This is a genomic window from Variovorax sp. R-27 (assembly GCF_049913215.1).
In the GTDB taxonomy this organism is placed as follows: domain Bacteria; phylum Pseudomonadota; class Gammaproteobacteria; order Burkholderiales; family Burkholderiaceae_C; genus Variovorax.
Genome location: NZ_CP183984.1, coordinates 3,853,933 through 3,876,456, shown reverse-complemented (window position 1 = coordinate 3,876,456; position 22,524 = coordinate 3,853,933). Strand labels below are relative to the sequence as shown.

Below are 22,524 nucleotides of genomic sequence, written 5' to 3'. Positions count from 1 at the left end.
GCTGCCCGCGCGGGCCAATTCAGCGGCGCTGCAGCCGCGGGTTCTTGGCAAACAGCTCCGCTGCCCAATCAACGAACGCCCGCACCTTCGCGCTCAGATGCCGGTTGGGCGGGTACACCACGTGAATGGGCAGCGGATCGCGACTCCAGTCCGGCAGCACCTCGACCAGTTCGCCGCTTTCAAGCAGCGGCTCGGCCATGAAGGTGATGCACTGCGAAATGCCGAAGCCGCCGAGCACTGCCGTGATGTGCGCGTTGCTCTCGTTGACCGACACGCGGTAGTGCCCGTTGAGCTCGATGTGCTCGTCACCCTTCTTGAACTCGTGCGGGTACACGCGGCGCGTGGTGCCCGAGAAATAGCTCACCACCACGTGGCGCTTCTCGATGTCGTTCGGGTGCTGCGGCACGCCGTAGCGCTTGATGTATGCCGGTGACGCCACGGTGACGAAGTGCAGGGTGCCGATGCGCCGTGCCACCAGCGACTGGTCGCTGAGGTCGCCCGCGCGGATCACGCAGTCGACGTTGTCGCTGATCAGGTCGACGGTGCGGTCGCTCACGCCCAGGTCGACCTGGATGTCGGGGTAGCGGTCGCAGAAGGTGGCCAGCGCGGGCAGGATGATCTGCCTCGCCACCGATGTGCCTATGTCGATGCGCAGCCGCCCCGTGGGGTTGGCCTGCGCATTCGTCATGCTGGCTTCCATGTCGTCGAAGTCGTTGAGCAGGCGCGCGGCGCGCTCGTAGTAGGCCGCGCCGTCGGGCGTGACGGTGACGCGGCGCGTGGTGCGGTTGAGCAGCTTCACGCGCAGGCGCGATTCGAGCGCCTGAATCTGCTTGGTGACCGTGCCCTTGGGCAGGGCGAGCGAGTCTGCCGCCCGGGTGAAGGTGCCGGCTTCCACGACGCGGACGAAGATCCGCATGGCCTGGATTTGATCCATCGAATGCCTGTTGTTGGTGCCCGGCCCACACCGGGGGGAGCGGATTCTCACACAAGGCGCCAAACCCTTGCGAAGCGCCGCGATTGTTGTCGGTTTGGAAACAGAGTAGGGGCGGCTTGCCTGTTTAACGTCACACTGGGCGACTTATATTTCAACCATCGCCCAATTCCCTGAGGTCGCCCATGTCACCCGTTCCATCGTCCCGTTCTGCCGAAGCCGCCGCCCGCGCTGCGGCGCAAGGCGTGGAAGCCGATCTGTCGATCGAGCTGCCTGGCCGCGAACCGGTCGGTGCCCGTGTGTACGGCCAGCGCGCCAAGGGTGACGTCGCACCGCTGGTGCTGCACTTTCATGGCGGCACCTTCGTCTGCGGCGACCTCGACAACGGCCGCAATGTGGCCCGGCTGCTGGCCGGAGCGGGTGCGGTGGTGGTGTCGGTGGCTTACCCGCTGGCGCCCCAGTCGCCGTTCCCGGAGCCGATCGAGGTGGGCTATGCCGCCCTCGAATGGCTCTACAAGCAGCGCACCAAGCTCGGTGGCAAGGGTGCGCAGGTGTACCTGGCCGGCGAAGAAGCCGGTGGCAACCTGGCGGCCGCGGTGGCACTCATCGCTCGCGACCGGGCGCATCCGCCGGTGGCAGGCCAGATCCTGCTGTCGCCCATGCTCGATCCGTGCGCCGGTACCGCCTCGCTGCGTAACGCCACCAGCGACGAGCCCGAGTGCCGCTGGGCCAGCGGCTGGGAAAAGTACCTGAGCTGCCCCTCGAACGCCACGCACCCCTATGCGGTGCCTAGCGGTTCGCTGCGGCTGTCGTCACTGGCGCCCGCGCTGGTGCTGGTGGGTGCGGACGACGCCATGCGCGACGAGGCGCTGACCTTCGCGGGCCGCCTGCGTGCCGCCGGCATCGAGGTCACGAGCAGCGTGCTGCCCAGCGCCTCGAACTGGCCCAAGGCGCTGTACGACACCGAGAACACGGGTTGCGTGGCCTGTGAGGCCACGGTGCAGCAGCACTTCCGCGAGTTCTTCAGCGCGACCACACCGCCGACCACCGTGCCCACGGGTGCGGCGCCCAACCACCCCAGCTAGCTCCCGGCCAGCCACGGCTGCCTGATCGACACGCTGCCAGCGCGGCAGCGTGCGAGGGCCCTCTTTTTCCTGAATTCCGCCTCCTGGTGCCAAAAGCGCCGGGGTGGCCTGTTGCATCCCCAAAGTCATCGAGAAGGACGAACCATCATGTCGAACAACGAGAAAAAGCTGTCTTCCGTAGCCCGCAAGGGCCTGTGGCCCGCCGTGACCGGCATTACCGCTCTGCTGGCGGTGGCCGCCGCGGTGGTTGGCATGTACAGCTTCAAGGCCGAAGCCAACAACGCCCCGGCCGCGCCGCAAGCTACGCCGGTTTCCGTCGCCACCGTGGCGTCGAGCGAGATCAACGCCTGGGACGAGTTCTCGGGCCGGCTCGAAGCCGTCGAGCGCGTCGACGTGCGCTCCCGCGTCGCGGGGGCCGTGCAGTCGCTGCACTTCCGCGAAGGCGCGCTGGTGAAGCAGGGTGAGTTGCTGGTCACCATCGACCCCGCACCGTACGCGGCCGAGGTCGAGCGCGCCGAAGCGCAGGTGGCATCCGCACAGGCCCGCCAGTCGTTCAGCCGCAGCGAGCAGGAGCGTGCCAAGCGCCTGTGGGACGACAAGGCCATTGCCCAGCGTGAATACGACGAGCGTGTGAACGCCGGCCGCGAAGCCGACGCCAACCTGCGTGCGGCGCAAGCCTCGCTGCAGTCGGCGCGCCTGAACCTGGGCTACACCCAGGTGCGGGCTCCGGTGTCGGGCCGCATCGGCAGGATCGAGGTGACGGTGGGCAACCTGGTGGCGGCCGGTCCGGGCGCTCCGGTGCTGACCACGCTGGTCTCGGTGAGCCCGATCTACGCGAGCTTCGATGCTGACGAACAGGTCATCACCCGTGCGCTGAAAGACCTGCCGAGCGGCTCCAGCGCCCGCGGCCAGATCGAGTCGATTCCCGTGCAGATGGGCACCGCCGGCCTCGACGGCACGCCCTTCACCGGCAAGCTGCAGCTGATCGACAACCAGGTCGACGCCCGCAGCGGCACGGTGCGTGTGCGTGCCTCGTTCGACAACAAGGACGGCGCGCTCATCCCCGGCCAGTTCGCCCGCATCCGCATGGGCCAGGCTCGCAACGACACCGCACTGCTGGTGAGCGAGCGTGCCATCGGTACCGACCAGAACAAGAAGTTCGTGATGGTCGTGGGTGAAGACAGCAAGGCCACCTACCGCGAAGTGACCCTGGGCACTTCCATCAACGGCCTGCGTGTCGTGAGCAAGGGCCTGAAGGCGGGCGATCGCGTCATCGTCAACGGCCTGCAGCACATCCGCCCGGGTGCGCTGGTGGCGCCGCAGCAAGTGACCATGGACGCCAAGGCGGACCCCAAGCAACAACAACCGGAACGCGTCGCGGAAGCGGCCAAGTCCTGATTTCGGAGGAGGGCGCACCCGCGCCCACCGGAGAACCATCATGAATCTCTCAAAATTCTTCATCGACCGGCCGATCTTTGCCGGCGTGCTGTCGCTATTGATGCTGATAGCCGGCCTGATCGCGCTGCGCGGGTTGCCGATCTCGGAGTACCCGGAAGTCGCGCCGCCCTCGGTGGTGGTGCGCGCCACCTACCCCGGCGCCAACCCCAAGGTGATCGCCGAAACCGTCGCCACACCGATCGAAGAGCAGATCAACGGCGTCGAGGGCATGCTCTACATGGGCAGCCAGGCAACCACCGACGGCGTGCTGACGCTCACCGTCACGTTCCGCCTCGGCACCGATCCCGACAAGGCACAGCAGCTCGTGCAGAACCGCGTCTCGCAAGCCGAGCCGCGCCTGCCCGAGGAAGTGCGCCGGCTCGGCATCACGACCGTCAAGAGCGCGCCTGACCTGACGATGGTGGTCCACCTCGTCTCGCCGAACAACCGCTACGACATCAACTATCTGCGCAACTACGCGGTGCTGAACGTGAAGGATCCGCTGGCGCGCATCGAAGGCGTGGGCCAGGTCCAGATCTTCGGCGGCGGCGACTACTCGATGCGTGTGTGGCTCGACCCGCAGAAGGTCGCGCAGCGCGGCCTCTCGGCCAGCGACGTGGTGGCTGCCATCCGTGGCCAGAACGTGCAGGCTGCGGCCGGCGTGGTCGGCGCGTCGCCGGGCCTGTCGGGCGTGGACATGCAGTTGTCGATCAATGCGCAAGGGCGCCTGCAGAGCGAAGAAGAATTCGGCGACATCATCGTCAAGAGCGGCACCGATGGCGCCGTGACCCGCCTGCGCGACATCGGCCGCCTCGAAATGGGCGCCGCCGACTACTCGCTGCGTTCGCTGCTGAACAACGACCCGGCCGTCGGCATGGGTGTGTTCCAGGCACCGGGCTCCAACGCGCTCGACATCTCGTCGAACGTGCGCAAGACGATGGCCGAGCTCAACAAGAACATGCCCGAGGGCCTGGAATACCGCATCGCCTATGACCCGACGCAGTTCGTGCGCGCATCGATCGAATCGGTGATCCACACGCTGCTCGAAGCCATCATGCTGGTGGTGCTGGTCGTGATCCTGTTCCTGCAGACGTGGCGCGCTTCCATCATCCCGCTGCTGGCCGTGCCGGTGTCGGTGATCGGTACCTTCGCGGTGCTGCACATCCTCGGTTTCTCGATCAACGCGCTGAGCCTGTTCGGGCTGGTGCTGGCCATCGGCATCGTGGTGGACGACGCCATCGTGGTGGTGGAGAACGTCGAGCGCAACATCGAGGCGGGGCTCACGCCGCGTGAAGCAACCTACCGTGCGATGCGCGAAGTGTCGGGGCCCATCATCGCGATCGCGCTGGTGCTGGTGGCCGTGTTCGTGCCGCTGGCCTTCATCAGCGGTCTCACGGGCCAGTTCTACCGCCAGTTCGCGGTGACGATTGCGATCTCGACGGTGATCTCGGCGATCAACTCGCTCACGCTGTCGCCCGCGCTCGCTGCCTTGCTGCTGCGCGGCCACGATGCTCCCAAGGACGCGCTGACGCGCGGCATGGACAAGGCTTTCGGCTGGCTGTTCCGCGGCTTCAACAAGCTGTTCCATCGCGGCTCCGAGGCCTACAGCGGCGGCGTGAAGCGCGTGATCTCGCGCAAGGCGCTGATGCTGGCGATCTACGTCGCGCTCGTCGCGGTGACCTTCGGTCTCTTCAAGGCGGTGCCCGGCGGCTTCGTGCCGGCGCAGGACAAGCAGTACCTGATCGGTTTTGCCCAACTGCCCGACGGCGCCACGCTCGACCGCACGGAAGAGGTGATCACCCGCATGGGCGACATCATGAAGAAGAACCCGAACGTGGAAGACGCCATCGCCTTCCCGGGCCTGTCGATCAACGGCTTCACCAACAGCTCGAACTCGGGCATCGTGTTCGCAACGCTCAAGCCCTTCGACCAGCGCAAGCGCCCCGACCAGAGCGGCGGTGCGGTGGCCGGCCAGCTCAACGGTGCCTTCGCGGGCATCCAGGACGCCTTCATCGTGATGTTCCCGCCGCCGCCGGTGGCGGGCCTGGGCACCACGGGCGGCTTCAAGCTGCAGCTGGAAGACCGTGCCTCGGTGGGCTACGACCAGATGGACGCGGCAGTGAAGGCCTTCATGGCCAAGGCACAGCAGGCGCCCGAACTGGCCGGCATGTTCACGAGCTGGCAGGTCAACGTGCCGCAGCTGTATGCCGACATCGACCGCACCAAGGCGCGCCAGCTCGGCGTGCCGGTGACGGACATCTTCGACACCATGCAGATCTACCTCGGCAGCCTGTATGCGAACGACTTCAACAAGTTCGGCCGCACGTACAGCGTGCGAGTGCAGGCCGATGCGCCTTACCGCGCCCGTGCCGAAGACGTGGGCCTGCTGAAGGTGCGCTCGACCACGGGCGAGATGGTGCCGCTGGCTGCGCTGATGAAGGTGAATTCGACCTTCGGCCCTGAACGCGCCATGCGCTACAACGGCTACCTGGCCGCCGACATCAACGGCGGCCCGGCACCGGGCTATTCGTCGGGCCAGGCGCAGGACGCGATCACCAAGATTGCGGCCGAGACGCTGCCCAAGGGCGTGAGCTTCGAGTGGACCGAGCTGACGTACCAGGAAATCCTGGCCGGCAACTCCGCCTTCCTGGTGTTCCCGCTGGCCATCTTGCTGGTGTTCCTGGTGCTGGCCGCTCAGTACGAAAGCCTGACGCTGCCGATCGCGATCATCCTGATCGTGCCCATGGGCATCATGGCCGCGATGGCGGGCGTATGGATATCGGGGGGTGACAACAACGTCTTCACGCAGATCGGGCTGATCGTGCTGGTGGGGCTGAGTGCGAAGAACGCGATTCTTATCGTGGAGTTCGCACGGGAGCTCGAATTCGCCGGCCGTACACCGATACAAGCCGCCATCGAAGCCAGCCGCCTGCGCCTGCGCCCGATTCTGATGACCTCGCTGGCCTTCGTGATGGGCGTGCTGCCCCTCGTGCTGTCGACCGGCGCGGGCTCGGAGATGCGCAAGGCCATGGGCGTGGCGGTGTTCGCCGGGATGATCGGCGTGACGGCCTTCGGCCTGTTCCTGACGCCGGTGTTCTACGTGCTGCTGCGCCGCCTCGCGGGCAACCGGCCGCTCAAGCTGCATGGCGAAGTGCCGCATGGCGACGACTTCGTGTCGGCCGAGCATCCGGCTGCGCCGTCGCACGGTGGCTCGGGCGGTGGTGGGCTGCACCCTGTGCCTGCATCGCCGCGTCCCTCGCATGACGACTGATCAATAAGAAAGAGAAAGCTCATCATGAAATTCTCAGTTCAACCGCTGGTGAAGCCTCTTCGTACCGCCTTGCTGCCGCTGATGGCCGCCCTGGTGCTGGCCGGCTGTGCCACCGTGCCTTCGGGCCTGCCCGAGATCACGACCACGGCGCAGTTCAAGGAGCAAGGCAAGGACGGCATGTCGCCGCCCGCCGGCTTCACGCGTGCCGTGCCTTCCGAGGCACAGGCACGCGGCGCCTGGTGGCTGGCGTTCAATGACCCGACGCTGAATGCGCTGGTCGAGAAGGCCGACGTCAGCAACAACAACATCCAGGCCGCGGCCGCGCGGCTGGCCGAGGCCCGCGCGCTGGCGCGCAGCGCCAACGCCGACCGCCTGCCGCAGATCGGCCTGAGCGCCGGCGCCAACCGCGGCGCCGGCCTGGACAAGGCCACGGCCAGCACCACGCCGGCCACGATGACCAACATCGGTGCCACGTTCTCGTACGAAGTCGACCTGTTCGGCCGCCTCTCGGGCGCCAGCAATGCGGCCAAGCTCGACGCGACCGGCCGCGAGGCGCTGCTGCAAAGCACCCGGCTCGCGGTACAGGCCGAAGTGGCGCAGACCTACCTGCAGCTGCGCGCGCTCGATGCCGAACGCGCGCTGGTGCGCGAGCAGGTCGAGGCTTATCGCGACACGCTGCGCCTGTCGCAGCGCCGCGAACAGGCCGGCGACATCGCCGAGCTCGATGTGGCGCGCGTGCAGACCGAGGTGTCGTCGACCGAGTCGGACGCGCTCGCACTCGACCGCCAGCGCGCCCAGGTGGAGCATGCGCTCGCGGTGCTGGTGGGCGACTCGGCTTCGAGCTTCGGCCTGCGCACCGACGAGTGGTCGACCGCCTTGCCGTCGATCCCGCCGGGCGTGCCGGCCACGGTGCTCACGCGCCGGCCCGACGTGTCGGCGGCGCAGAACGCTGTGCTCGCCGCGCAGGCCCGTGTCGGCGTGGCGCAGGCCGCGTGGTTCCCGGACATTTCGCTGACCGGCGCCGCCGGCTATGCCTCGCCCGAGGTCGGCGACCTCTTCAAGTGGTCGGCGCGCTCGTGGGGCGTGGGCGCGCTGCTGTCGCTGCCGATCTTCGACGGCGGCCGCCGCGAGGCCGGCGTGCAGGGCGCCAATGCCCAGCTCGACGGTGCGCTCGCGAGCTATCGCACGCAAGTGTTGGTGGCGTTCCAGGAGGTCGAAGACCAGCTGGCTGCCATACGCATCCTGCAGGAGCAATCGGTGGTGCAGGCGCAGGCCGTGACCTCGGCCCAGCGCGCTACCAGCCTGTCGGACACGCGCTATCGCAACGGCTACATCAGCCAGCTCGACCTGCTGGACGCACGCCGCAGCGAACTGCGCAACCGGCGGCAGGCGCTGCAGGTGAAGTCGGCCCAGTACCAGGCGGCCGTGGGGTTGATCCGCGCCATTGGTGGTGGATGGGAAGCTCCGGCGCCCGTGGCTGCGGCCGGCGCACAGACCAAGGTAGCCACGCGCTGAAAAGTGACGACCCAGACGACCCAGGATTGAAATTGACAGCCTGAACGCCGCAAGGCGGTCTTTGCGCCGTCGTGGGCTTAGCCGGCTTTGCCGGCGAGGTTCGCGGCGGCGCTTATTTTTTGCAGCTCCGCCGCGCCCATGGCCAGGGCGCTGGAATAGCTGGCCTGCGGCCTGGCCGCCGTCCGGTAGACCCGGTAGTCGAGGGTCTCGGAGGCTTCGTCGCCATGGCGGGCTTCGAGCAGGGTCCAGAAGAACTGGCCCGGTTCGCGTTCCTCGACGGTGAGCGCCAAATCGTTCAAGGCTGGCATGGGTCCCTGGGGTGCAGTGCGGTGTGTGATGCCGGGTTTACGCAAGAAAGGGACTGTTGGATTCACCGGATGCGTTTGCAACGCCTTGGGTGTGAAAAATGTCTCATTTCGTCGGCTTGGTTCTGTCTCGCTCGGTCTTTTTCGGGCCGGCGCGGTGCTCAACGACAATCCGCCGATGAGTTCAAAGGCGAAAAGCGGGCCGGCGCGGTGCGTCATGGTTCTGGGCACCACCAGCGGAGCCGGCAAGAGCTGGCTGGCCACGGCGCTGTGCCGCTGGTATGCGCGGCAAGGCCTGAAAGTAGCGCCCTTCAAGGCGCAGAACATGAGCAACAACGCCCGCGTGGTCGATGGCGGCGAGATCGGCAGCGCCCAGTATTTCCAGGCCCTGGCCGCGAATGCGCTACCCGACGTGCGCATGAACCCGCTGCTGCTCAAGCCCGAGCGCGATACCCATAGCCAGGTGGTGCTGATGGGGCAGGTGAGCGAAGAACTCTCGGCCTTGCCCTGGCGTGGCCGCAGCGAGCGCGTCTGGCCGCAGATTGCGCAGGCGCTAGACGAACTGCGCGGCGACAACGACGTGGTCGTGATCGAAGGCGCCGGCTCGCCGGCCGAGATCAACCTGATGGCCAGCGACATCGTCAACATGCGCATCGCCCGGCATGCTGGCGCGCGCTGCCTCCTGGCGACCGACATCGACCGCGGCGGCGCTTTCGCCCACCTGTACGGCACCTGGGCGCTGCTGCCCGAGGCCGACCGGGCGCTGCTGCGCGGCTTCGTGCTCAACAAGTTCCGCGGCGATGCCTCGCTGCTCGCGCCCGCGCCGCAGCAACTGCAGGAACTGACTGGCGTGCCCACCGTGGCCACGCTGCCGATGTGGTGGCAGCACGGCCTGCCCGAGGAAGACGGCGTGTTCGACGACCGCAGCCGCGCCAGCGGCACCGTCACCCGCACCGTGGCGGTGGTGGCGTACCCGCGCATCAGCAACCTCGACGAATTCCAGGCGCTGAAGAACGTACCGGGCGTGCGGCTGGTCTGGGCCCGCACGCCGGCCGACGTGGCTGGCGCCGACTGGATCGTGCTGCCCGGCTCCAAGCACACCAGCGGCGACCTGGCCTGGCTGCGCGCGCAGGGGCTGGACGGCGCCGTGGCCGCCCACGCCGAACGCGGCGGCGCGGTGCTGGGCATCTGCGGCGGGCTGCAGATGCTGGGCGAGGCGCTGGTCGATCCGCACGGCATCGACGGCAACGCGCCGGGGCTCGGCCTGCTGCCGCTGGTGACGGTGTTCGCGCGCGAGAAGACGGTGCTGCATCGCGCCGCGACCTTCGGCGAGCTGACCGGCACTTGGGGCCCGCTGTCGGGCGTGCCCGTTGTCGGCTACGAAATTCATCACGGCCAGACCGCCGCACACCCGCAGATGGCGCAGGACGGCCACGCGGTGATGCCTGACGGGCTGGCCTGGCAGAACGCGCGCGGCAACGTGCTCGGCATTTACCTTCACGGCCTGTTCGAAGACCCCGGCACGCTGCATGCATTGTTCGGTGCCTCCGTGCCCACGCTGGACGCCACCTTCGACGGCCTGGCCGACTTCATCGACACCCACTTCGACGCCGGCGTGCTCGCCGGACTGATTGCATGACCGAGACCATCCCCACCATTTCCGACGTCACCGACGCCCAGCTTGCCGCCCGCCTGCACAGCGCGATCGACAACAAGACCAAGCCGCTCGGTGCGTTGGGCCGGCTCGAAGCGCTGGCCTTGCGCATCGGCAGCATCCTGGGCACTGAGAACCCAGTGCTCGAAGCCCCGCAAATGCTGGTCTGCGCGGGCGACCACGGGCTGGCGGCGCGCGGCGTCTCGGCGTTTCCTGGCGACGTGACCTGGCAGATGGTCGAGAACTTCCTCGCCGGCGGCGCCGCCGTGAGCGTGCTCGCGCGCCAGCACGGGCTGGCGCTGACGGTGGTCGATTGCGGCGTGCGGCGCGACTTCCAGCCCCGCCCGGGACTGGTGTCGCGCCGGATCGCCGAGGGCACGGCCGACGCCTCCACGGGCCCGGCCATGACGGCAGCCCAGTGTGCACAGGCCATCGTCAACGGGCGCGAAGTGGTGCGTGCGCTGCCGGGCAATGCGCTGCTGCTTGGTGAGATGGGCATCGGCAACAGCTCGTCTGCCGCGCTGCTGCTGTCGCGGCTGGGCGGGCTGGACATCGACGTCTGCATCGGCGTCGGCACGGGCCTGGACGCGGCTGGGCTGGCGCGCAAGCGCGAGGTGCTGCGGCAGGTGCTTGCGTTGCACGCGGGTGCGACGGCGCCGCTGGACGCACTGGCGGCCTTTGGCGGTTTCGAGATCGCCACGCTGGTCGGCGCGGTGCTGCAGGCGGCCGAGGAGCGGCGCGTGATCGTGGTCGACGGCTTCATTGCCAGCGCGGCGGTGCTGGTGGCACAGGCGCTGCAGCCCTGTGTGGTGCAGCGCTGCGTGGCCGCGCACTGCTCGGCCGAACCCGGGCATCTGCTGCTGCTGGAGCGGCTGGGGCTGGACCCACTGCTGAACCTCGAACTGCGCCTGGGCGAGGGCTCGGGCGGTGCGTTGGCCTGGCCGCTGCTCGAATCGGCCTGCCGCATCCTGCGCGAGATGGCGAGCTTCGAGTCGGCTGGCGTGTCGCGCAAGGACGCCTGAAGCGGATGAACGGCGTTCGCCACTTCCTGCTCGCGCTGCAGTTCTTCACGCGTGTGCCGGTGACGGGGCCACTGGCCGCATGGGTCGGCTTCAGCCCTCAGATGCTGCGAGCGAGCGCGGCCCATCTGCCCGGCATCGGATGGCTGGTGGGCGGGGTGGCGGCGCTGGTGTTCACGGGTGTCGGCATGGGGCTGCCCGGCGTCGCGGGCGCGCTGGCGGCCGCGTTGCTGAGCACCGTCGCCACGGTGATGCTGACCGGCGCCTTCCATGAAGACGGACTGGCTGACGTGGCCGATGGCTTGGGCGGTTCGGCCGACCGGGACCGGGCGCTGGAAATCATGAAGGACTCGCGCATCGGCGCCTTCGGTGCGATTGCGCTGGCGCTGGCGCTGGGCCTGAAGTGCGCGCTGCTCGCCGTGCTGGCCGGGCGTGGCCTGCAGACCGTGGCCATTGCCATCGTCGGCGCGCACGTGTTGTCGCGGCTGATGCCGCTGTTCCTGATCCGCTGGCTGCCTTATGTGGGCGACAGCGGGGCGAGCAAGGCCAAGCCGCTGGCGGATGCGATCAGTGGCGGAGCGCTGGTGATTGCGCTGGTGTGGACGGTTCCGGCGGTGGCGCTGCTGCTGTGTGCGCACGACGCCGTGCACGTCGGGGCGGCCGTGCTTGCGGCCGTTCTGGCCGCGGGCTGGATGGCGAGGCTGTTTCTTCGGCGGCTGCAAGGCTTCACCGGCGATGGCCTGGGAGCGACGCAGCAGGTCTGCGAGCTGACGATCTACCTCGCGCTGGCGTGGCGTGCATGAGCACAAGCCGAAACCTCTGGCTCCAGCGCCATGCGCCCGTGGTGGCCGAGCCCGGCCTTTGCTACGGCGCCACGGACCTCGAAGCCCATGCGGACGCGACGCTCGAAGCCGCGCAGCGCATCGCGCCCTTGCTGCCTGCGGACATCACCTTGATCAGCTCGCCGCTGCGGCGTTGCGCCGGGCTGGCCGATGCCATCGCTGCATTGCGGCCCGATCTCCGGGTACAGCACGACGCCCGGCTCGCCGAAATGAACTTTGGCGGCTGGGAAGGGCGGCCGTGGTCCGCCATTCCGCGCGAAGACTTCGAAGCCTGGACCGGCAACTTCGCCGACGCGCCCGCGGGCGGCCATGGCGAAAGCGTGCGCGCCTTCATGCAGCGCGTGGCGGCCGCGCACGATGAATGGCTGGCGGGCAAGGGCGACGCGCTGTGGGTCACCCACGCTGGCGTGCTGCGCGCGATGACGCTGCTGCACCGGGGTGTGGGCTGTCCTGCAGCTGCTGCCGATTGGCCTGCCGGCGAGATTGCGTTCGGCAGCTGGCTGACTTTCGACAATTCACCCGCCATCTGACAGGCTCCCCGGCCAGTCAGCTCAGTTCTTCTGCCGCCACTGTTCGCGCCAGAGCCGGTCCAGCTGCGGTGCCAGCGCCGCCGGCGGCGAGCCTACGAGGCGGTTGCTGCCGTTGCGCTGCACCAGGCCGTAGATGCGGCCGGAGCCCTGGTCGTAGAGCGCGATCGCGTTGTTGTCGAAGCAGTCGTGCGGCTTGCAGAAGGCGTGCAGCAGGTAGCGCGTGCCCTCGACCGTCACCCATTGCGGCTCGGGTGCCGGGCCTTCGCGGCGCACCAGCCAGCGGTCGTTCTCGCGCGCCCCCAGGGCGGCGCGCCAGGCCTTCTGCATGGCCGGGCCCTGCGCCAGCGCCGCCGGGCTGCCCGTGGGCGGGGGAGGCACCTTGGCCTTGGGCTCGGTGGGCGGGGGCTCGGCCCGCGCGGCGCCTTCGCAGCGCCAGTAGCGTTGCTTCATCAACTCGGGGCCCAGCTGGCCGGCGACCGGCTTGTCGGCGTCCAGCGTGATGTACTGGCCGCGCGCTGTGCGGTAGACGAGGAATGTCATCGAGCCGGCCTTGCCCGCGTCGCTCATCAGCGCCACGTCGAAACCTGCCGGTGGCGGGCTGTTGCCGAAGAAGCTGTGGGCTGTCTGCGGCTCGCGGGTGACCACGCGGCGCTTGCCGCTCTCGGCGATCAGCTTGTCCTGGAGCACCTGCAGCGTCGGCGCCGAGGCGTCGGCGCAGTTCGTCGACCAGCGGCCGCCGTAGAGCGTCATGGCGTCGGGCGGCAGGCCCGCGGCCGGCTGCTGCGACCAGGCCGCGGCCGGGAGGAGGGCTGCCAGCAGCGCGGTAGCCAGCAGCGTCCGGGTGTCGTTCTTTCGTGTCGTCATTCTTCAGGCCGTTTTCGGGGAGGGCGTCTTTGGTTTATAGGCGCAGAAGGTGGCCACCGCACATTCCCAGCACCGCGGCTTGCGCGCCACGCAGATGTAGCGGCCATGCAGGATCAGCCAGTGGTGCGCATGCAGCCGGTATTCCGGCGGAACGCGCTTCTCGAGCTTGAGCTCCACTTCGAGCGGCGTCTTGCCGGGCGCGAGCCCGGTGCGGTTGCCCACGCGAAAGATGTGCGTATCGACCGCGATCGTCGCCTCGCCGAAGGCCACGTTGAGCACCACGTTCGCGGTCTTGCGTCCGACGCCGGGCAGCGCCTCCAGCTCGGCACGGGTGCGCGGCACCTCGCCGCCGTGCAGCTCCACCAGCATGCGGCAGGCCTCGATCAGGTGCTTGGCCTTGCTGCGGTACAGGCCGATGGTCTTGATGTATTCCTCCAGCCCCTCGACCCCCAGGTCGAGGATGGCCTGCGGCGTGTTCGCCACCGGAAACAGCTTGCGCGTGGCCTTGTTCACGCCCACGTCGGTGGCCTGCGCCGACAGCAGTACGGCTGCCAGCAGCTCGAAGGGGGTGTCGTATTCGAGCTCGGTCTCGGGTGTGGGGTTGGCCGCCTGCAGGGTGGCGAAGAAGAGGGGGATGTTGTCTTTTTTCATTGGGCTTCGTGAGAGCGGCTCGCGCAATATATCGTTGAAAGGCGATAGCCTTACGCAGCTTTATTGCCCGAGCTTTGGTGACAATGTCACCCAGAAAGTGAGACTGACCATGCAATTCGCCTCCCGCCTCGACAACGTCGAGACATCCGCCATCCGCGAACTCTTCAAGCTGCTGGGCAAGCCCGGCATCATCAGCTTCGCGGGCGGCTTCCCCGACAGCGCCATGTTCGACGTCGAGGGGCTCAAGGAGGCGAGCCAGAAGGCGCTCACCGAAGAACCCGGCGGTGCGCTGCAATACGGTGCCACCGAAGGCTACGAGCCGCTGCGCACCCAGCTCAGCGCTTTCATGAAGACCAAGGGCGTCGACGTCGACCCGAGCGGCCTGATCGTCACCACCGGCAGCCAGCAGGCGCTGGACCTGCTGGGCAAGACCATGATCTCGCCCGGCGACAAGGTGATCGTCGAGGGCCCGACCTTCCTGGCGACCATCCAGTGCTTCCGCCTTTATGGCGCGCAGCTCATCAGCGCGCCCATCGACGCCAACGGCGTGAAGACCGACGAGCTGGAGAAGCTCATCGCCGAGCACAAGCCCAAGTTCGTCTATCTGATCCCCACCTTCGGCAACCCCAGCGGCGCGATGCTGACGCTGGAGCGCCGCAAGAAGGTGCTCGAACTGGCCGTGAAGTACCAGACGCTGATCGTCGAGGACGACCCCTACGGCGACCTCTACTTCGGCGAAGCCCCGCCGCCGTCGATCCTTGCGCTGAGCAAGGACGTGCCCGGCAGCCGCGAACTGCTGGCGCATTGCGGCAGCCTGAGCAAGGTGCTGAGCCCCGGCCTGCGCATCGGCTGGATGATTGCGCCGCCCGAGCTGCTGGCCAAGGCAACGATGTGCAAGCAGTTCAGCGACGCGCACACGAGCACCTTCTCGCAGGCCACGGCCGCCCAGTACCTCAAGAGCGGCCGCATGCCCGCCACGCTGGCGCATGTGCGCGAGGTGTACGGCCAGCGCGCGCAGGCCATGGGCGCGGCGCTGAAGCGCGAGCTGGGCGATGCGGTGAGCTTCACGCAGCCCAACGGCGGCCTGTTCTTCTGGGCGCGCCTCACGGGCGCCAACGGCAAGCTGGCGGATGCGAATGAACTGGCGAAGCGCGCGATCGAGAAGCTCGTGGCCTTCGTGCCCGGCGCGCCGTTCTTTGCCGAGAAGCCCGATGTGGCGACGCTGCGTCTGAGCTTCGCGACGGCCGATGTGGCGAAGATCGAAGAGGGCGTGAAGCGTCTCGGTCAGGCGCTATAAAGAGCGTTGCCGATCAGGGCGAGCGGTGCAGCCGGGGCGCCGCAAGCAGCTCCAGGTTGTCCGCAATGGCCGCATCCACGTTCGGATAGCGGCCTTTCATTTTCGAGAGCGTCATGATGGTCTGCAGCGCCTTCAGGTCCTTGACCGAGGGCGCGACCTTGATCTGCGCGATGGCGGCGGTGGGGTTACCACCATTGATCAATGCCATCACCTTGCTTGCCCAGTCGTTTGCGCGCGCCATGTCTTTACCTGCTTCCATTCGAAGCGCCGACTGTACACAGCGCAGCGGCCGTCGCCGCCAAGACCATCACGCGATATCCGCGAATCCCCCGAAGAAGGCACTTGCATTGGCTTCCAGGCTCTCCAGGTGATAGCCGCCTTCCTGGACGATCAATGTCGGCAAGCCCAGCGCGCCAACAGCCTTGCCCAGGCGCCCGAAGCCCTCGGTCGTCACTGCGACCTGGGACTGCGGATCGTCCTTGTAGATGTCGAAGCCGAGGGCCAGCACCAGCGCGTCGGGTGCGAAGCGCCGCAGCGCCTCCGTGGCCTCGTCGAGCCGCTCGAAGAAGACGGCTTCCGGCGCGCCGTGCGGCATAGGGAAGTTGACGTTGAAGCCTTCGCCCTCGTTGGTCCCGCGCTCGTCTTCGTAGCCGGCCACTGCCGGGTAGAAGTTGGTCGGGTCACCGTGGATCGACACGTACATCACGTCGCTGCGGCCATAGAAGATTTCCTGCACGCCCTGGCCGTGGTGCATGTCGGTGTCGAGCACCGCCACGCGAGCGAAGCGCCCCCGCAGCGCCTGCGCGGCGATGGCGGCGTTGTTGAGGTAGCAGAAGCCGCCGGCGGCATCGACGCGTGCATGGTGGCCGGGAGGGCGGCACAGCGCATAGGCCGCGCGGGCGCCGTCGGTGATGGCCGCCGCGCCGGCCACCGCGCTCTGGGCCGACCAGTACGCGGAGCGCCAGGTCTCGGCTCCGACCGGGCAACTGCCGTCCGCAAGGTAGCGCGCCGCCTTCGCCAGGATGCCGCGCAGGCGATTGGGCTCGCGCACGTAGACGTTCGACATCACCTCGTCGCCCCAGTCGGGCGGCATCTGCTTCCATTCACCATGTGCTTCTTCGAGAAAGCGCAGGTAGTCGTCGCTGTGCACGGCGGCCAATGGCGCCATGCCGGCATCGGCCGGTGTCTGGAGGTCGAAGCCGAGCGATTGCACGGCGGCGACGAGCCGCAGCGCGCGCTCGGGAATTTCCTGTGGGGTGCGCATCTGCCCGCGCGACAGATAGCTGCGCGGATGGTGCAGCAGCTGCTCCGGATGAAAAAAGGTCAGCATGGGTGATTCGGCGTGGCCGCCGCAAAATTTGCCTGGCAGCCATGGTAGCGAGCAAGATCGATGCCCATCCAGGGCATCGGGCGGTGCCGGATTCGGTGGCTTTCACATTGGTTACGATCACCCATGAGAAAAACCTTTCAGCTTCAGGTCGAGGGCAAGCACCCCGACCGTCTCCTCGAAGCCATCAAGCACGAGATCCGCAAGTACATCAAGCGCGAGCGGCGGCGCGTATTGCCCGAAGGCGCGGACTTCTGGGACTTCGACTGCAAGTTCGGCACAGAGGCCGAGAACGCCGAAGTCGTTCACCTGTCGGCCATCACCGGCCTCATCGACGGTGTGGTGAAAGAGGCCGGCAAGCAGTTCTACGTCGAGATCCTGGCCAAGCCCGGCCAGCGCAAGGCGCGCCCCGCGGGCGAAGCCGCACCGCCCACCGACGCAGAAGACTGACCCTCGCTCAGACCAGCGCCTGCGCCAGCCGCAGGCCGTGGCGCTGCTCCGCATCGTGCAGCGAGCGCGCAATCGACGGGTGCAGCCGCACCCCGTTCTTCGACTGCGCTTCCCGACGCTTCAACCCGCCTTCGCCCGGCAGCCGCACAGGCCTGGCCGGGTCGATGGGCGTGTTGTCGCGGCACTTGGCCGCCACATGGTCCATCTGGTGCAAGAAGGCGTCCTTGCCGCCGAAGGCGTTCAGGTCGTGCAGCGTGATGTGCACCGTCGCGCCCCAGCCCTCGGGCGGGTCGGCACGGCCATGGCCCGCGAGGCCGGCCGTGAGGGTCTCGACCAGCAGCGCCATTCCGTAACCCTTGTGGCCGTGGCTCAGCCCGCCAACCGGCAGCAGCGTGCCTGGCGGCTGGTCGAACAGCACCTGCGGGTTGTTCGACGGCTTGCCGGTGGCGTCGATCAGCCATTCCTCGGCGAAGGTCTCGCCGGCCGCGCGCTTGCGGTTGCTCATGCCGTTGGTGGTGATGGAGGCCGAGATGTCGACCATCACGCCGCCCTGCGACAGCGGAAAGCCCATGGCCAGCGGGTTTGGCGTGAACACCGCCTGCGTGCCGCCGAAGGGCGCGACGCTGGCGGCATTGGGGTCGGAGCAGGCCAGCAGCATCAGCATGTCTTCCTGCAGCGCGCGCAGCATGTAGACGGCAAGGCAGGCGATGTGATGGCTGCGGCGGATCACGAGCGAAGCCGTGCCCAGCTCGCGCGCACGCGGCACCAGCAGGTCCATGCCCTGGTCCATGAGCCAGGGGCCGGGCAGGCGCTTGCCGTCCCACAGCACGGCGGCGGGGCGGTCCGACAGCACCTCGGGGGCGCCGTCACGCGTCATGCCGCCTGACTCGATTTCCTTCACATAGCCGGCCAGCAGTGCGAGGCCGTGCGTGTCGTGGCCCAGCAGGTCGCCTTCGACCAGCGTGCGGGCCACGCTGTCGGCCATCGACGCGGCGAGCCCGGCCTTCTGCAGCAGGGCGCTGGCGTAGTCCCTGAGCGCGTCGGCGCTGTAGAGCGGGGCGGTGTCGGTCATTTCAATACCTCCAGCACGCGGTCGAGGCCGCCTTCGTTGATGGCCACCATGGCCTGCTCGCGCACCTTCGGCTTGGCGTGATACGCAACCGAGAGGCCGGCCTCGCCCATCATCGGCAGGTCGTTGGCGCCGTCGCCCACGGCGATGGTTTCCTGCGGCGAGATGCCCATGAGCGACGCCACTTCGAGCAGCGTGCGGCGCTTTTCGGCGCCGTCGCAGATGTCGCCCCAGCTCTGCGTGACCACCTGGCCGGTGAGCTTGCCGCCAGCCTCGTCGAGCAGGTTGGAGCGCGCGAAGTCGATGCCCAGCCGGTCCTTCACGCGGTTCGCGAAGAAGGTGAAGCCGCCCGACACCAGCAGCACCTTGAGGCCGGCCGCCTTGCAGGCCGCCACCAGCTCGCTCGCGCCGGGGTTGAGCTTCAGCCGCTCGTCGTACACCTGCTGCAGCGCCTCGACCGGCACGCCCTGCAGCAGTGCCACGCGGCGGCGCAAGCTTTCCTTGAAGTCCTTGATCTCGCCGCGCATCGTGGCTTCGGTGATGGCAGCCACCTCGGCCTTCTTGCCGACCGCATCGGCGATCTCGTCGATGCATTCGATGTTGATCAGCGTCGAGTCCATGTCGAACGCGATCAGCTTGAAGTCGGCGAGCTTGAGCGGCGGCTTCACGCGCTGGATGACGAGGCCGGGGGAGATTTCTGTAGCGCTCATGCGGTGACGGTTTCCTTGACGATGGGTTGGCCCAGGCTGCGCAGCACGTCGCGCACCAGCTGGGCCCGGTCTTTGGGCTCTTTCAGTTCGCGCTCGATGCGCAGCTTCTCGTTGCCGGCGAGCTTGATGTGCTTGTTCTTCTGGATCAGCTGGATGATGGCCATGCCATCGACCGGCGCGTCCTTCTTGAAGGTGATGTTGATGATCCCCGGCGCCGCATCGACCTTCACCACGCCGTAGGGCCGTGCCAGCACGCGCAGGCGGTGCGTGTCGATCAGCGTCTGCGCCTGCGGCGGCAGCTTGCCGAAGCGGTCGACGATTTCTTCGAGCAGCGTGTCGATCTGGTCGGGCGTCTTCGCGGTGGCCAGCTTCTTGTAGAACGACAGCCGCAGGTGCACGTCGCCGCAATAGTCGTCGGGCAGCAGGGCGGGTGCGTGCAGGTTGATTTCGGTCGTGACCGACAGCGGCGACAGCAGGTCGGGCTCCTGGCCGGCCTTGAGTGCACGCACGGCTTCGCTCAGCATCTCGTTGTAGAGCTGGAAGCCGATCTCCATCATGTTGCCGCTCTGGTTCTCGCCCAGCACCTCGCCGGTGCCGCGGATCTCCAGGTCGTGCATGGCCAGGTAGAAGCCGGAGCCCAGCTCTTCCATCTGCTGGATGGCGTCGAGCCGCTGCGCCGCATGCTTGGTCAGGCCTTCGGTGTCGGGCACCATGAGGTAGGCATAGGCTTGGTGGTGCGAGCGGCCGACGCGACCGCGCAGCTGGTGCAGCTGCGCCAGGCCGAACTTGTCGGCGCGGCTCATCACGATGGTGTTGGCGGTCGGCACGTCGATGCCGGTCTCGATGATGGTCGAGCACAGCAGCAGGTTGTAGCGCTGCGCCACGAAGTCGCGCATCACGCGCTCCAGCTCGCGCTCGGGCATCTGGCCGTGGGCCACGGCGATGCGGGCCTCGGGCAAGATTTCTTCGAGCTTCTGGCGGCGGTTCTCGATGGTCTCGACCTCGTTGTGCAGGAAGTAGACCTGCCCGCCACGCTTGAGCTCGCGCAGCACGGCTTCGCGGATCACGCCGGTGCCCTCGTTGCGCACGAATGTCTTGATGGCCAGCCGGCGCTGCGGCGCGGTGGCGATCACGCTCAGGTCGCGCAGGCCTTCGAGCGCCATGCCCAGCGTGCGGGGAATCGGCGTGGCCGTCAGCGTGAGCACGTCGACCTCGGCGCGCATGGCCTTCATCGCCTCTTTGTGGCGCACACCGAAGCGATGCTCCTCGTCGATGATGAGCAGGCCCAGGTTCTTGAACTTGACCGACTGCGAGAGCAGCTTGTGCGTGCCGACCACGATGTCGACCTGGCCCTCGGCCAGCCCCTTGGCGGCTGCGGTGATTTCCTTGGCCGAGCGGAAGCGGCTCATCTCGGCCACCTTCACGGGCCATTTGGCGAAGCGGTCGACCAGCGTCTGGTAGTGCTGCTCGGCCAGCAGCGTGGTGGGCGCGAGAAACGCCACCTGCTTGCCACCAGTCACAGCGATGAAGGCGGCGCGCAACGCAACTTCGGTCTTGCCGAAGCCCACGTCACCGCACACGAGGCGGTCCATCGGCTGGGGCGAGATCATGTCCTGCACCACGGCGTGGATCGCGGCCTTCTGGTCCGCCGTTTCCTGGAAGCCGAAGTCGTTGGAAAACACTTCGTAGTCGGCCGGCGAGTAGCGGAAGGCATGGCCCTCGCGCGCGGCGCGGCGGGCGTAGATGTTGAGCAGCTCGGCGGCCGAGTCGCGCACCTGTTCGGCCGCCTTGCGCTTGGCCTTTTCCCACTGGCCGGAGCCTAGCTTGTGCAGCGGGGCTTCGTCGGCGCTGACGCCGGTGTAGCGACTGATCTGGTGGAGCTGCGACACCGGCACGTAGAGCGTGGCCTTGTCGGCGTACTCCAGGTGCAGCATTTCCTGCAGCAGCGGCTTGCCTTCGGCGTCGGTGCCCTGGCCCAGGTCCATGTGGATCAGGCCGCGGTAACGGCCGATGCCGTGTGCGGTGTGGACCACCGGGTCGCCCACGTTGAGCTCCGACAGATCCTTGATGAGCGCTTCGACGTCGCTGACCTGTTCCTGCTTCTTGTTGCGCCGGCGCGTGGTGGGCGCGGTGGCGAACAGCTCGGTTTCGGTGACGAGGTCGATGCCCTGTTCGCGCCAGGCGAAGCCCGAGGCCAGCGCCGCGGTGGCGATGCCGATTTTTTCGTCGGCGGAGGCTTCGAACTCGGCCAGCGAGTCGAAGGCCGGCGGGCTCACGCCGCTGGCGCGCAGGAAGTCGAGCAGGCTTTCGCGGCGGCCATCGCTCTCGGCGATCAGCAGCACGCGGTGCGGCGTGGCGCGGATGTGGGCCTTCAGGCCGACCAGCGGGTCTTCGGCACCGCGCACCACGGCGAAGGGCGGCAGTTTGTCGAACTCGGCGTAGGGCGCGTCGGTAGGCACGTCACCGCGAATTGCGAGCTGCGCATGGGGCTTGGCGCGCTGGTAGAACTGCTCGGCGTTCAGGAACAGCGCCTCGGGCGGCAGGGCCGGGCGCTCGGGGTCGCCGCGCACCAGCCGGTAGCGTTCGTTCGTGTCCTGCCAGAAATGCTGGAAAGCCGGTTCGAGATCGCCGTGCAGCACCACGGTGGCATCCGGCCCGAGGTAGTCGAACACCGTGGCCGTCTCGTCGAAGAACAGCGGCAGGTAGTACTCGATGCCGGCGGTGGCCACGCCGTTGCCCATGTCCTTGTAGATGCGGCTCTTGGTCGGGTCGCCTTCGAGCAGTTCGCGCCAGCGGCTGCGAAAGCGCCCGCGCGCGTCGTCGTCCATCGGGAACTCGCGGCCCGGCAGCAGCCGCACTTCGGGCACCGGGTACAGGCTGCGCTGTGTGTCGGGGTCGAAGGTGCGGATGGAGTCGATCTCGTCGTCGAACAGGTCGACGCGGAAAGGCACCGGCGAGCCCATGGGGAACAGGTCGATCAGGCCGCCGCGCACCGCGTATTCGCCGGGGCTCACCACCTGCGTCACATGGGTGTAGCCGGCCAGCGTGAGCTGGGCCTTGAGCTTCGACTCTTCCAGCTTCTGCTTGGCCTTGAACTGGAAGGTGTAGCCGGCCAGGAAGGCCGGCGGCGCCAGCCGGTAGAGCGCGGTGGTGGCGGGCACCAGCACCACGTCGGCCTCTTTCTGGCTGATGCGCCAGAGGGTGGCAAGGCGCTCGCTGATCAGGTCCTGGTGGGGCGAGAAGCTGTCGTAGGGCAGCGTTTCCCAGTCGGGGAAGAGGGCGCAGCGCAGGTCGGGCGCGAAGAAGGCGATCTCGTCGATCAGGCGCTGGGCATCGTTGGCATCAGCTGTGAACATCGCCGTGGCGCGCCCCGCGGCTTTCTCGCGCATGGCCAGCTGCGCCAGCAGCAAGGCATCGGCCGACAACGGGGGGCGCGGCAGCGTGAAACGCTTGCCCGCCGTGAGGTGGGGGAGGTCCATGGAACGCTTGGTGGAAATGCACAACACCCCGCGCCGGCTGGCGAGGGGTGTGCACAGCGGGCAATTCTAGAATGGCGGCCCCTTATTC

At 67.9% G+C, this 22,524-nt stretch carries 19 protein-coding genes; 10 read left to right on the top strand and 9 right to left on the bottom strand.

Features of this window, described 5'->3' with window-relative positions:
• Window positions 1–19 precede the first annotated feature (19 nt).
• The gene (locus ACN9MV_RS18155) at window positions 20–934 is read right to left on the bottom strand and encodes a LysR family transcriptional regulator (protein ID WP_093056509.1); all 915 of its coding nucleotides are present in this window, start codon (window positions 932–934) and stop codon (window positions 20–22) included.
• 182 nt (window positions 935–1,116) lie between these two features.
• Here ACN9MV_RS18155 and ACN9MV_RS18150 point away from each other — a divergent pair, with 182 nt between their 5' ends.
• The 4 genes from ACN9MV_RS18150 to ACN9MV_RS18135 all read left to right on the top strand — a co-directional run bounded on the left by ACN9MV_RS18150 (window position 1,117) and on the right by ACN9MV_RS18135 (window position 8,239).
• Window positions 1,117–2,016 (top strand): alpha/beta hydrolase, encoded by a 900-nt coding sequence (locus ACN9MV_RS18150; RefSeq protein WP_093056510.1) that lies wholly within the window; start codon window positions 1,117–1,119, stop codon window positions 2,014–2,016.
• Window positions 2,017–2,163: 147 nt separating this feature from the next.
• Entirely contained in the window at window positions 2,164–3,414 is a 1,251-nt protein-coding gene (locus ACN9MV_RS18145; RefSeq protein ID WP_093056511.1) for an efflux RND transporter periplasmic adaptor subunit, read from the top strand.
• Between the two features lie 40 nt (window positions 3,415–3,454).
• Window positions 3,455–6,724, top strand: coding sequence for an efflux RND transporter permease subunit (locus ACN9MV_RS18140; protein ID WP_093056512.1), 3,270 nt, complete (start codon window positions 3,455–3,457; stop codon window positions 6,722–6,724).
• 24 nt (window positions 6,725–6,748) lie between these two features.
• Window positions 6,749–8,239 (top strand): efflux transporter outer membrane subunit, encoded by a 1,491-nt coding sequence (locus ACN9MV_RS18135; protein WP_307615165.1) that lies wholly within the window; start codon window positions 6,749–6,751, stop codon window positions 8,237–8,239.
• Between the two features lie 77 nt (window positions 8,240–8,316).
• On the opposite strand, the gene ACN9MV_RS18130 is transcribed toward ACN9MV_RS18135, so the two are convergent.
• Complete coding sequence (locus ACN9MV_RS18130) at window positions 8,317–8,547, bottom strand: hypothetical protein (protein WP_093073835.1); 231 nt, start codon at window positions 8,545–8,547, stop codon at window positions 8,317–8,319.
• A gap of 175 nt (window positions 8,548–8,722) precedes the next feature.
• Here ACN9MV_RS18130 and ACN9MV_RS18125 point away from each other — a divergent pair, with 175 nt between their 5' ends.
• From ACN9MV_RS18125 to ACN9MV_RS18110, 4 genes are read left to right on the top strand one after another with little or no spacing between them, the layout of a single operon-like run.
• Window positions 8,723–10,183 (top strand): cobyric acid synthase, encoded by a 1,461-nt coding sequence (locus ACN9MV_RS18125; protein ID WP_426388849.1) that lies wholly within the window; start codon window positions 8,723–8,725, stop codon window positions 10,181–10,183.
• On the top strand, window positions 10,180–11,220 hold the full coding sequence (gene cobT, locus ACN9MV_RS18120; protein ID WP_426388848.1) for a nicotinate-nucleotide--dimethylbenzimidazole phosphoribosyltransferase: 1,041 nt from the start codon (window positions 10,180–10,182) through the stop codon (window positions 11,218–11,220). Before ACN9MV_RS18125 ends, cobT begins: the two co-directional genes overlap by 4 nt.
• Before the next feature lie 5 nt (window positions 11,221–11,225).
• A complete protein-coding gene (locus ACN9MV_RS18115) occupies window positions 11,226–12,020 on the top strand; it encodes an adenosylcobinamide-GDP ribazoletransferase (RefSeq protein ID WP_426388847.1) in 795 nt (264 codons plus the stop codon).
• Window positions 12,017–12,589: a histidine phosphatase family protein gene (locus ACN9MV_RS18110; protein ID WP_426388846.1), complete on the top strand. Its 573-nt coding sequence runs from the start codon at window positions 12,017–12,019 to the stop codon at window positions 12,587–12,589. The genes ACN9MV_RS18115 and ACN9MV_RS18110 overlap by 4 nt, the downstream gene beginning before the upstream one ends.
• A 21-nt stretch (window positions 12,590–12,610) precedes the next feature.
• Here ACN9MV_RS18110 and ACN9MV_RS18105 read toward each other — a convergent pair whose 3' ends face one another.
• Together ACN9MV_RS18105 and nth are read right to left on the bottom strand one after the other, a co-directional pair.
• The gene (locus ACN9MV_RS18105; protein WP_426388845.1) at window positions 12,611–13,453 is read right to left on the bottom strand and encodes an Ivy family c-type lysozyme inhibitor; all 843 of its coding nucleotides are present in this window, start codon (window positions 13,451–13,453) and stop codon (window positions 12,611–12,613) included.
• A gap of 3 nt (window positions 13,454–13,456) precedes the next feature.
• Window positions 13,457–14,104, bottom strand: coding sequence for an endonuclease III (gene nth, locus ACN9MV_RS18100; protein WP_097199121.1), 648 nt, complete (start codon window positions 14,102–14,104; stop codon window positions 13,457–13,459).
• A 109-nt stretch (window positions 14,105–14,213) separates the two neighbouring features.
• Between nth and ACN9MV_RS18095 the strand changes: the two genes are divergently transcribed.
• Window positions 14,214–15,401, top strand: coding sequence for a PLP-dependent aminotransferase family protein (locus ACN9MV_RS18095; protein WP_097199122.1), 1,188 nt, complete (start codon window positions 14,214–14,216; stop codon window positions 15,399–15,401).
• Window positions 15,402–15,414: 13 nt separating this feature from the next.
• Here the strand turns inward: ACN9MV_RS18095 and ACN9MV_RS18090 are convergent, their stop codons facing one another.
• Both ACN9MV_RS18090 and ACN9MV_RS18085 read right to left on the bottom strand, forming a co-directional pair.
• Complete coding sequence (locus ACN9MV_RS18090; RefSeq protein ID WP_081267286.1) at window positions 15,415–15,642, bottom strand: hypothetical protein; 228 nt, start codon at window positions 15,640–15,642, stop codon at window positions 15,415–15,417.
• A gap of 66 nt (window positions 15,643–15,708) precedes the next feature.
• Complete coding sequence (locus ACN9MV_RS18085) at window positions 15,709–16,731, bottom strand: histone deacetylase family protein (RefSeq protein WP_426388844.1); 1,023 nt, start codon at window positions 16,729–16,731, stop codon at window positions 15,709–15,711.
• 123 nt (window positions 16,732–16,854) lie between these two features.
• Here ACN9MV_RS18085 and ACN9MV_RS18080 point away from each other — a divergent pair, with 123 nt between their 5' ends.
• Complete coding sequence (locus ACN9MV_RS18080; RefSeq protein ID WP_093056523.1) at window positions 16,855–17,178, top strand: DUF6172 family protein; 324 nt, start codon at window positions 16,855–16,857, stop codon at window positions 17,176–17,178.
• 7 nt (window positions 17,179–17,185) lie between these two features.
• Here ACN9MV_RS18080 and ACN9MV_RS18075 read toward each other — a convergent pair whose 3' ends face one another.
• The 3 genes from ACN9MV_RS18075 to mfd are packed head-to-tail and all read right to left on the bottom strand — an operon-like array spanning window position 17,186 to window position 22,436.
• A complete protein-coding gene (locus ACN9MV_RS18075; protein ID WP_426388843.1) occupies window positions 17,186–18,250 on the bottom strand; it encodes an Ldh family oxidoreductase in 1,065 nt (354 codons plus the stop codon).
• Window positions 18,247–18,957 (bottom strand): phosphoserine phosphatase SerB, encoded by a 711-nt coding sequence (serB, locus tag ACN9MV_RS18070; RefSeq protein ID WP_093175764.1) that lies wholly within the window; start codon window positions 18,955–18,957, stop codon window positions 18,247–18,249. The genes ACN9MV_RS18075 and serB overlap by 4 nt, the downstream gene beginning before the upstream one ends.
• Window positions 18,954–22,436 (bottom strand): transcription-repair coupling factor, encoded by a 3,483-nt coding sequence (gene mfd, locus ACN9MV_RS18065; protein WP_093073851.1) that lies wholly within the window; start codon window positions 22,434–22,436, stop codon window positions 18,954–18,956. The genes serB and mfd overlap by 4 nt, the downstream gene beginning before the upstream one ends.
• Window positions 22,437–22,524 lie beyond the last annotated feature (88 nt).

Bases quoted from the DNA above. Each gene is read 5' to 3' on its own strand.
- ACN9MV_RS18090 (WP_081267286.1), bottom strand. From the start codon at position 15,642: ATGGCGCGCGCAAACGACTGGGCAAGCAAGGTGATGGCATTGATCAAT.
- nth (WP_097199121.1), bottom strand. From the start codon at position 14,104: ATGAAAAAAGACAACATCCCCCTCTTCTTCGCCACCCTGCAGGCGGCC.
- mfd (WP_093073851.1), bottom strand. From the start codon at position 22,436: ATGGACCTCCCCCACCTCACGGCGGGCAAGCGTTTCACGCTGCCGCGC.
- ACN9MV_RS18080 (WP_093056523.1), top strand. From the start codon at position 16,855: ATGAGAAAAACCTTTCAGCTTCAGGTCGAGGGCAAGCACCCCGACCGT.
- ACN9MV_RS18125 (WP_426388849.1), top strand. From the start codon at position 8,723: ATGAGTTCAAAGGCGAAAAGCGGGCCGGCGCGGTGCGTCATGGTTCTG.
- ACN9MV_RS18110 (WP_426388846.1), top strand. From the start codon at position 12,017: ATGAGCACAAGCCGAAACCTCTGGCTCCAGCGCCATGCGCCCGTGGTG.
- ACN9MV_RS18130 (WP_093073835.1), bottom strand. From the start codon at position 8,547: ATGCCAGCCTTGAACGATTTGGCGCTCACCGTCGAGGAACGCGAACCG.
- serB (WP_093175764.1), bottom strand. From the start codon at position 18,957: ATGAGCGCTACAGAAATCTCCCCCGGCCTCGTCATCCAGCGCGTGAAG.
- ACN9MV_RS18105 (WP_426388845.1), bottom strand. From the start codon at position 13,453: ATGACGACACGAAAGAACGACACCCGGACGCTGCTGGCTACCGCGCTG.
- ACN9MV_RS18135 (WP_307615165.1), top strand. From the start codon at position 6,749: ATGAAATTCTCAGTTCAACCGCTGGTGAAGCCTCTTCGTACCGCCTTG.
- ACN9MV_RS18140 (WP_093056512.1), top strand. From the start codon at position 3,455: ATGAATCTCTCAAAATTCTTCATCGACCGGCCGATCTTTGCCGGCGTG.
- ACN9MV_RS18115 (WP_426388847.1), top strand. From the start codon at position 11,226: ATGAACGGCGTTCGCCACTTCCTGCTCGCGCTGCAGTTCTTCACGCGT.
- ACN9MV_RS18095 (WP_097199122.1), top strand. From the start codon at position 14,214: ATGCAATTCGCCTCCCGCCTCGACAACGTCGAGACATCCGCCATCCGC.
- ACN9MV_RS18085 (WP_426388844.1), bottom strand. From the start codon at position 16,731: ATGCTGACCTTTTTTCATCCGGAGCAGCTGCTGCACCATCCGCGCAGC.
- ACN9MV_RS18150 (WP_093056510.1), top strand. From the start codon at position 1,117: ATGTCACCCGTTCCATCGTCCCGTTCTGCCGAAGCCGCCGCCCGCGCT.
- ACN9MV_RS18075 (WP_426388843.1), bottom strand. From the start codon at position 18,250: ATGACCGACACCGCCCCGCTCTACAGCGCCGACGCGCTCAGGGACTAC.
- cobT (WP_426388848.1), top strand. From the start codon at position 10,180: ATGACCGAGACCATCCCCACCATTTCCGACGTCACCGACGCCCAGCTT.
- ACN9MV_RS18145 (WP_093056511.1), top strand. From the start codon at position 2,164: ATGTCGAACAACGAGAAAAAGCTGTCTTCCGTAGCCCGCAAGGGCCTG.
- ACN9MV_RS18155 (WP_093056509.1), bottom strand. From the start codon at position 934: ATGGATCAAATCCAGGCCATGCGGATCTTCGTCCGCGTCGTGGAAGCC.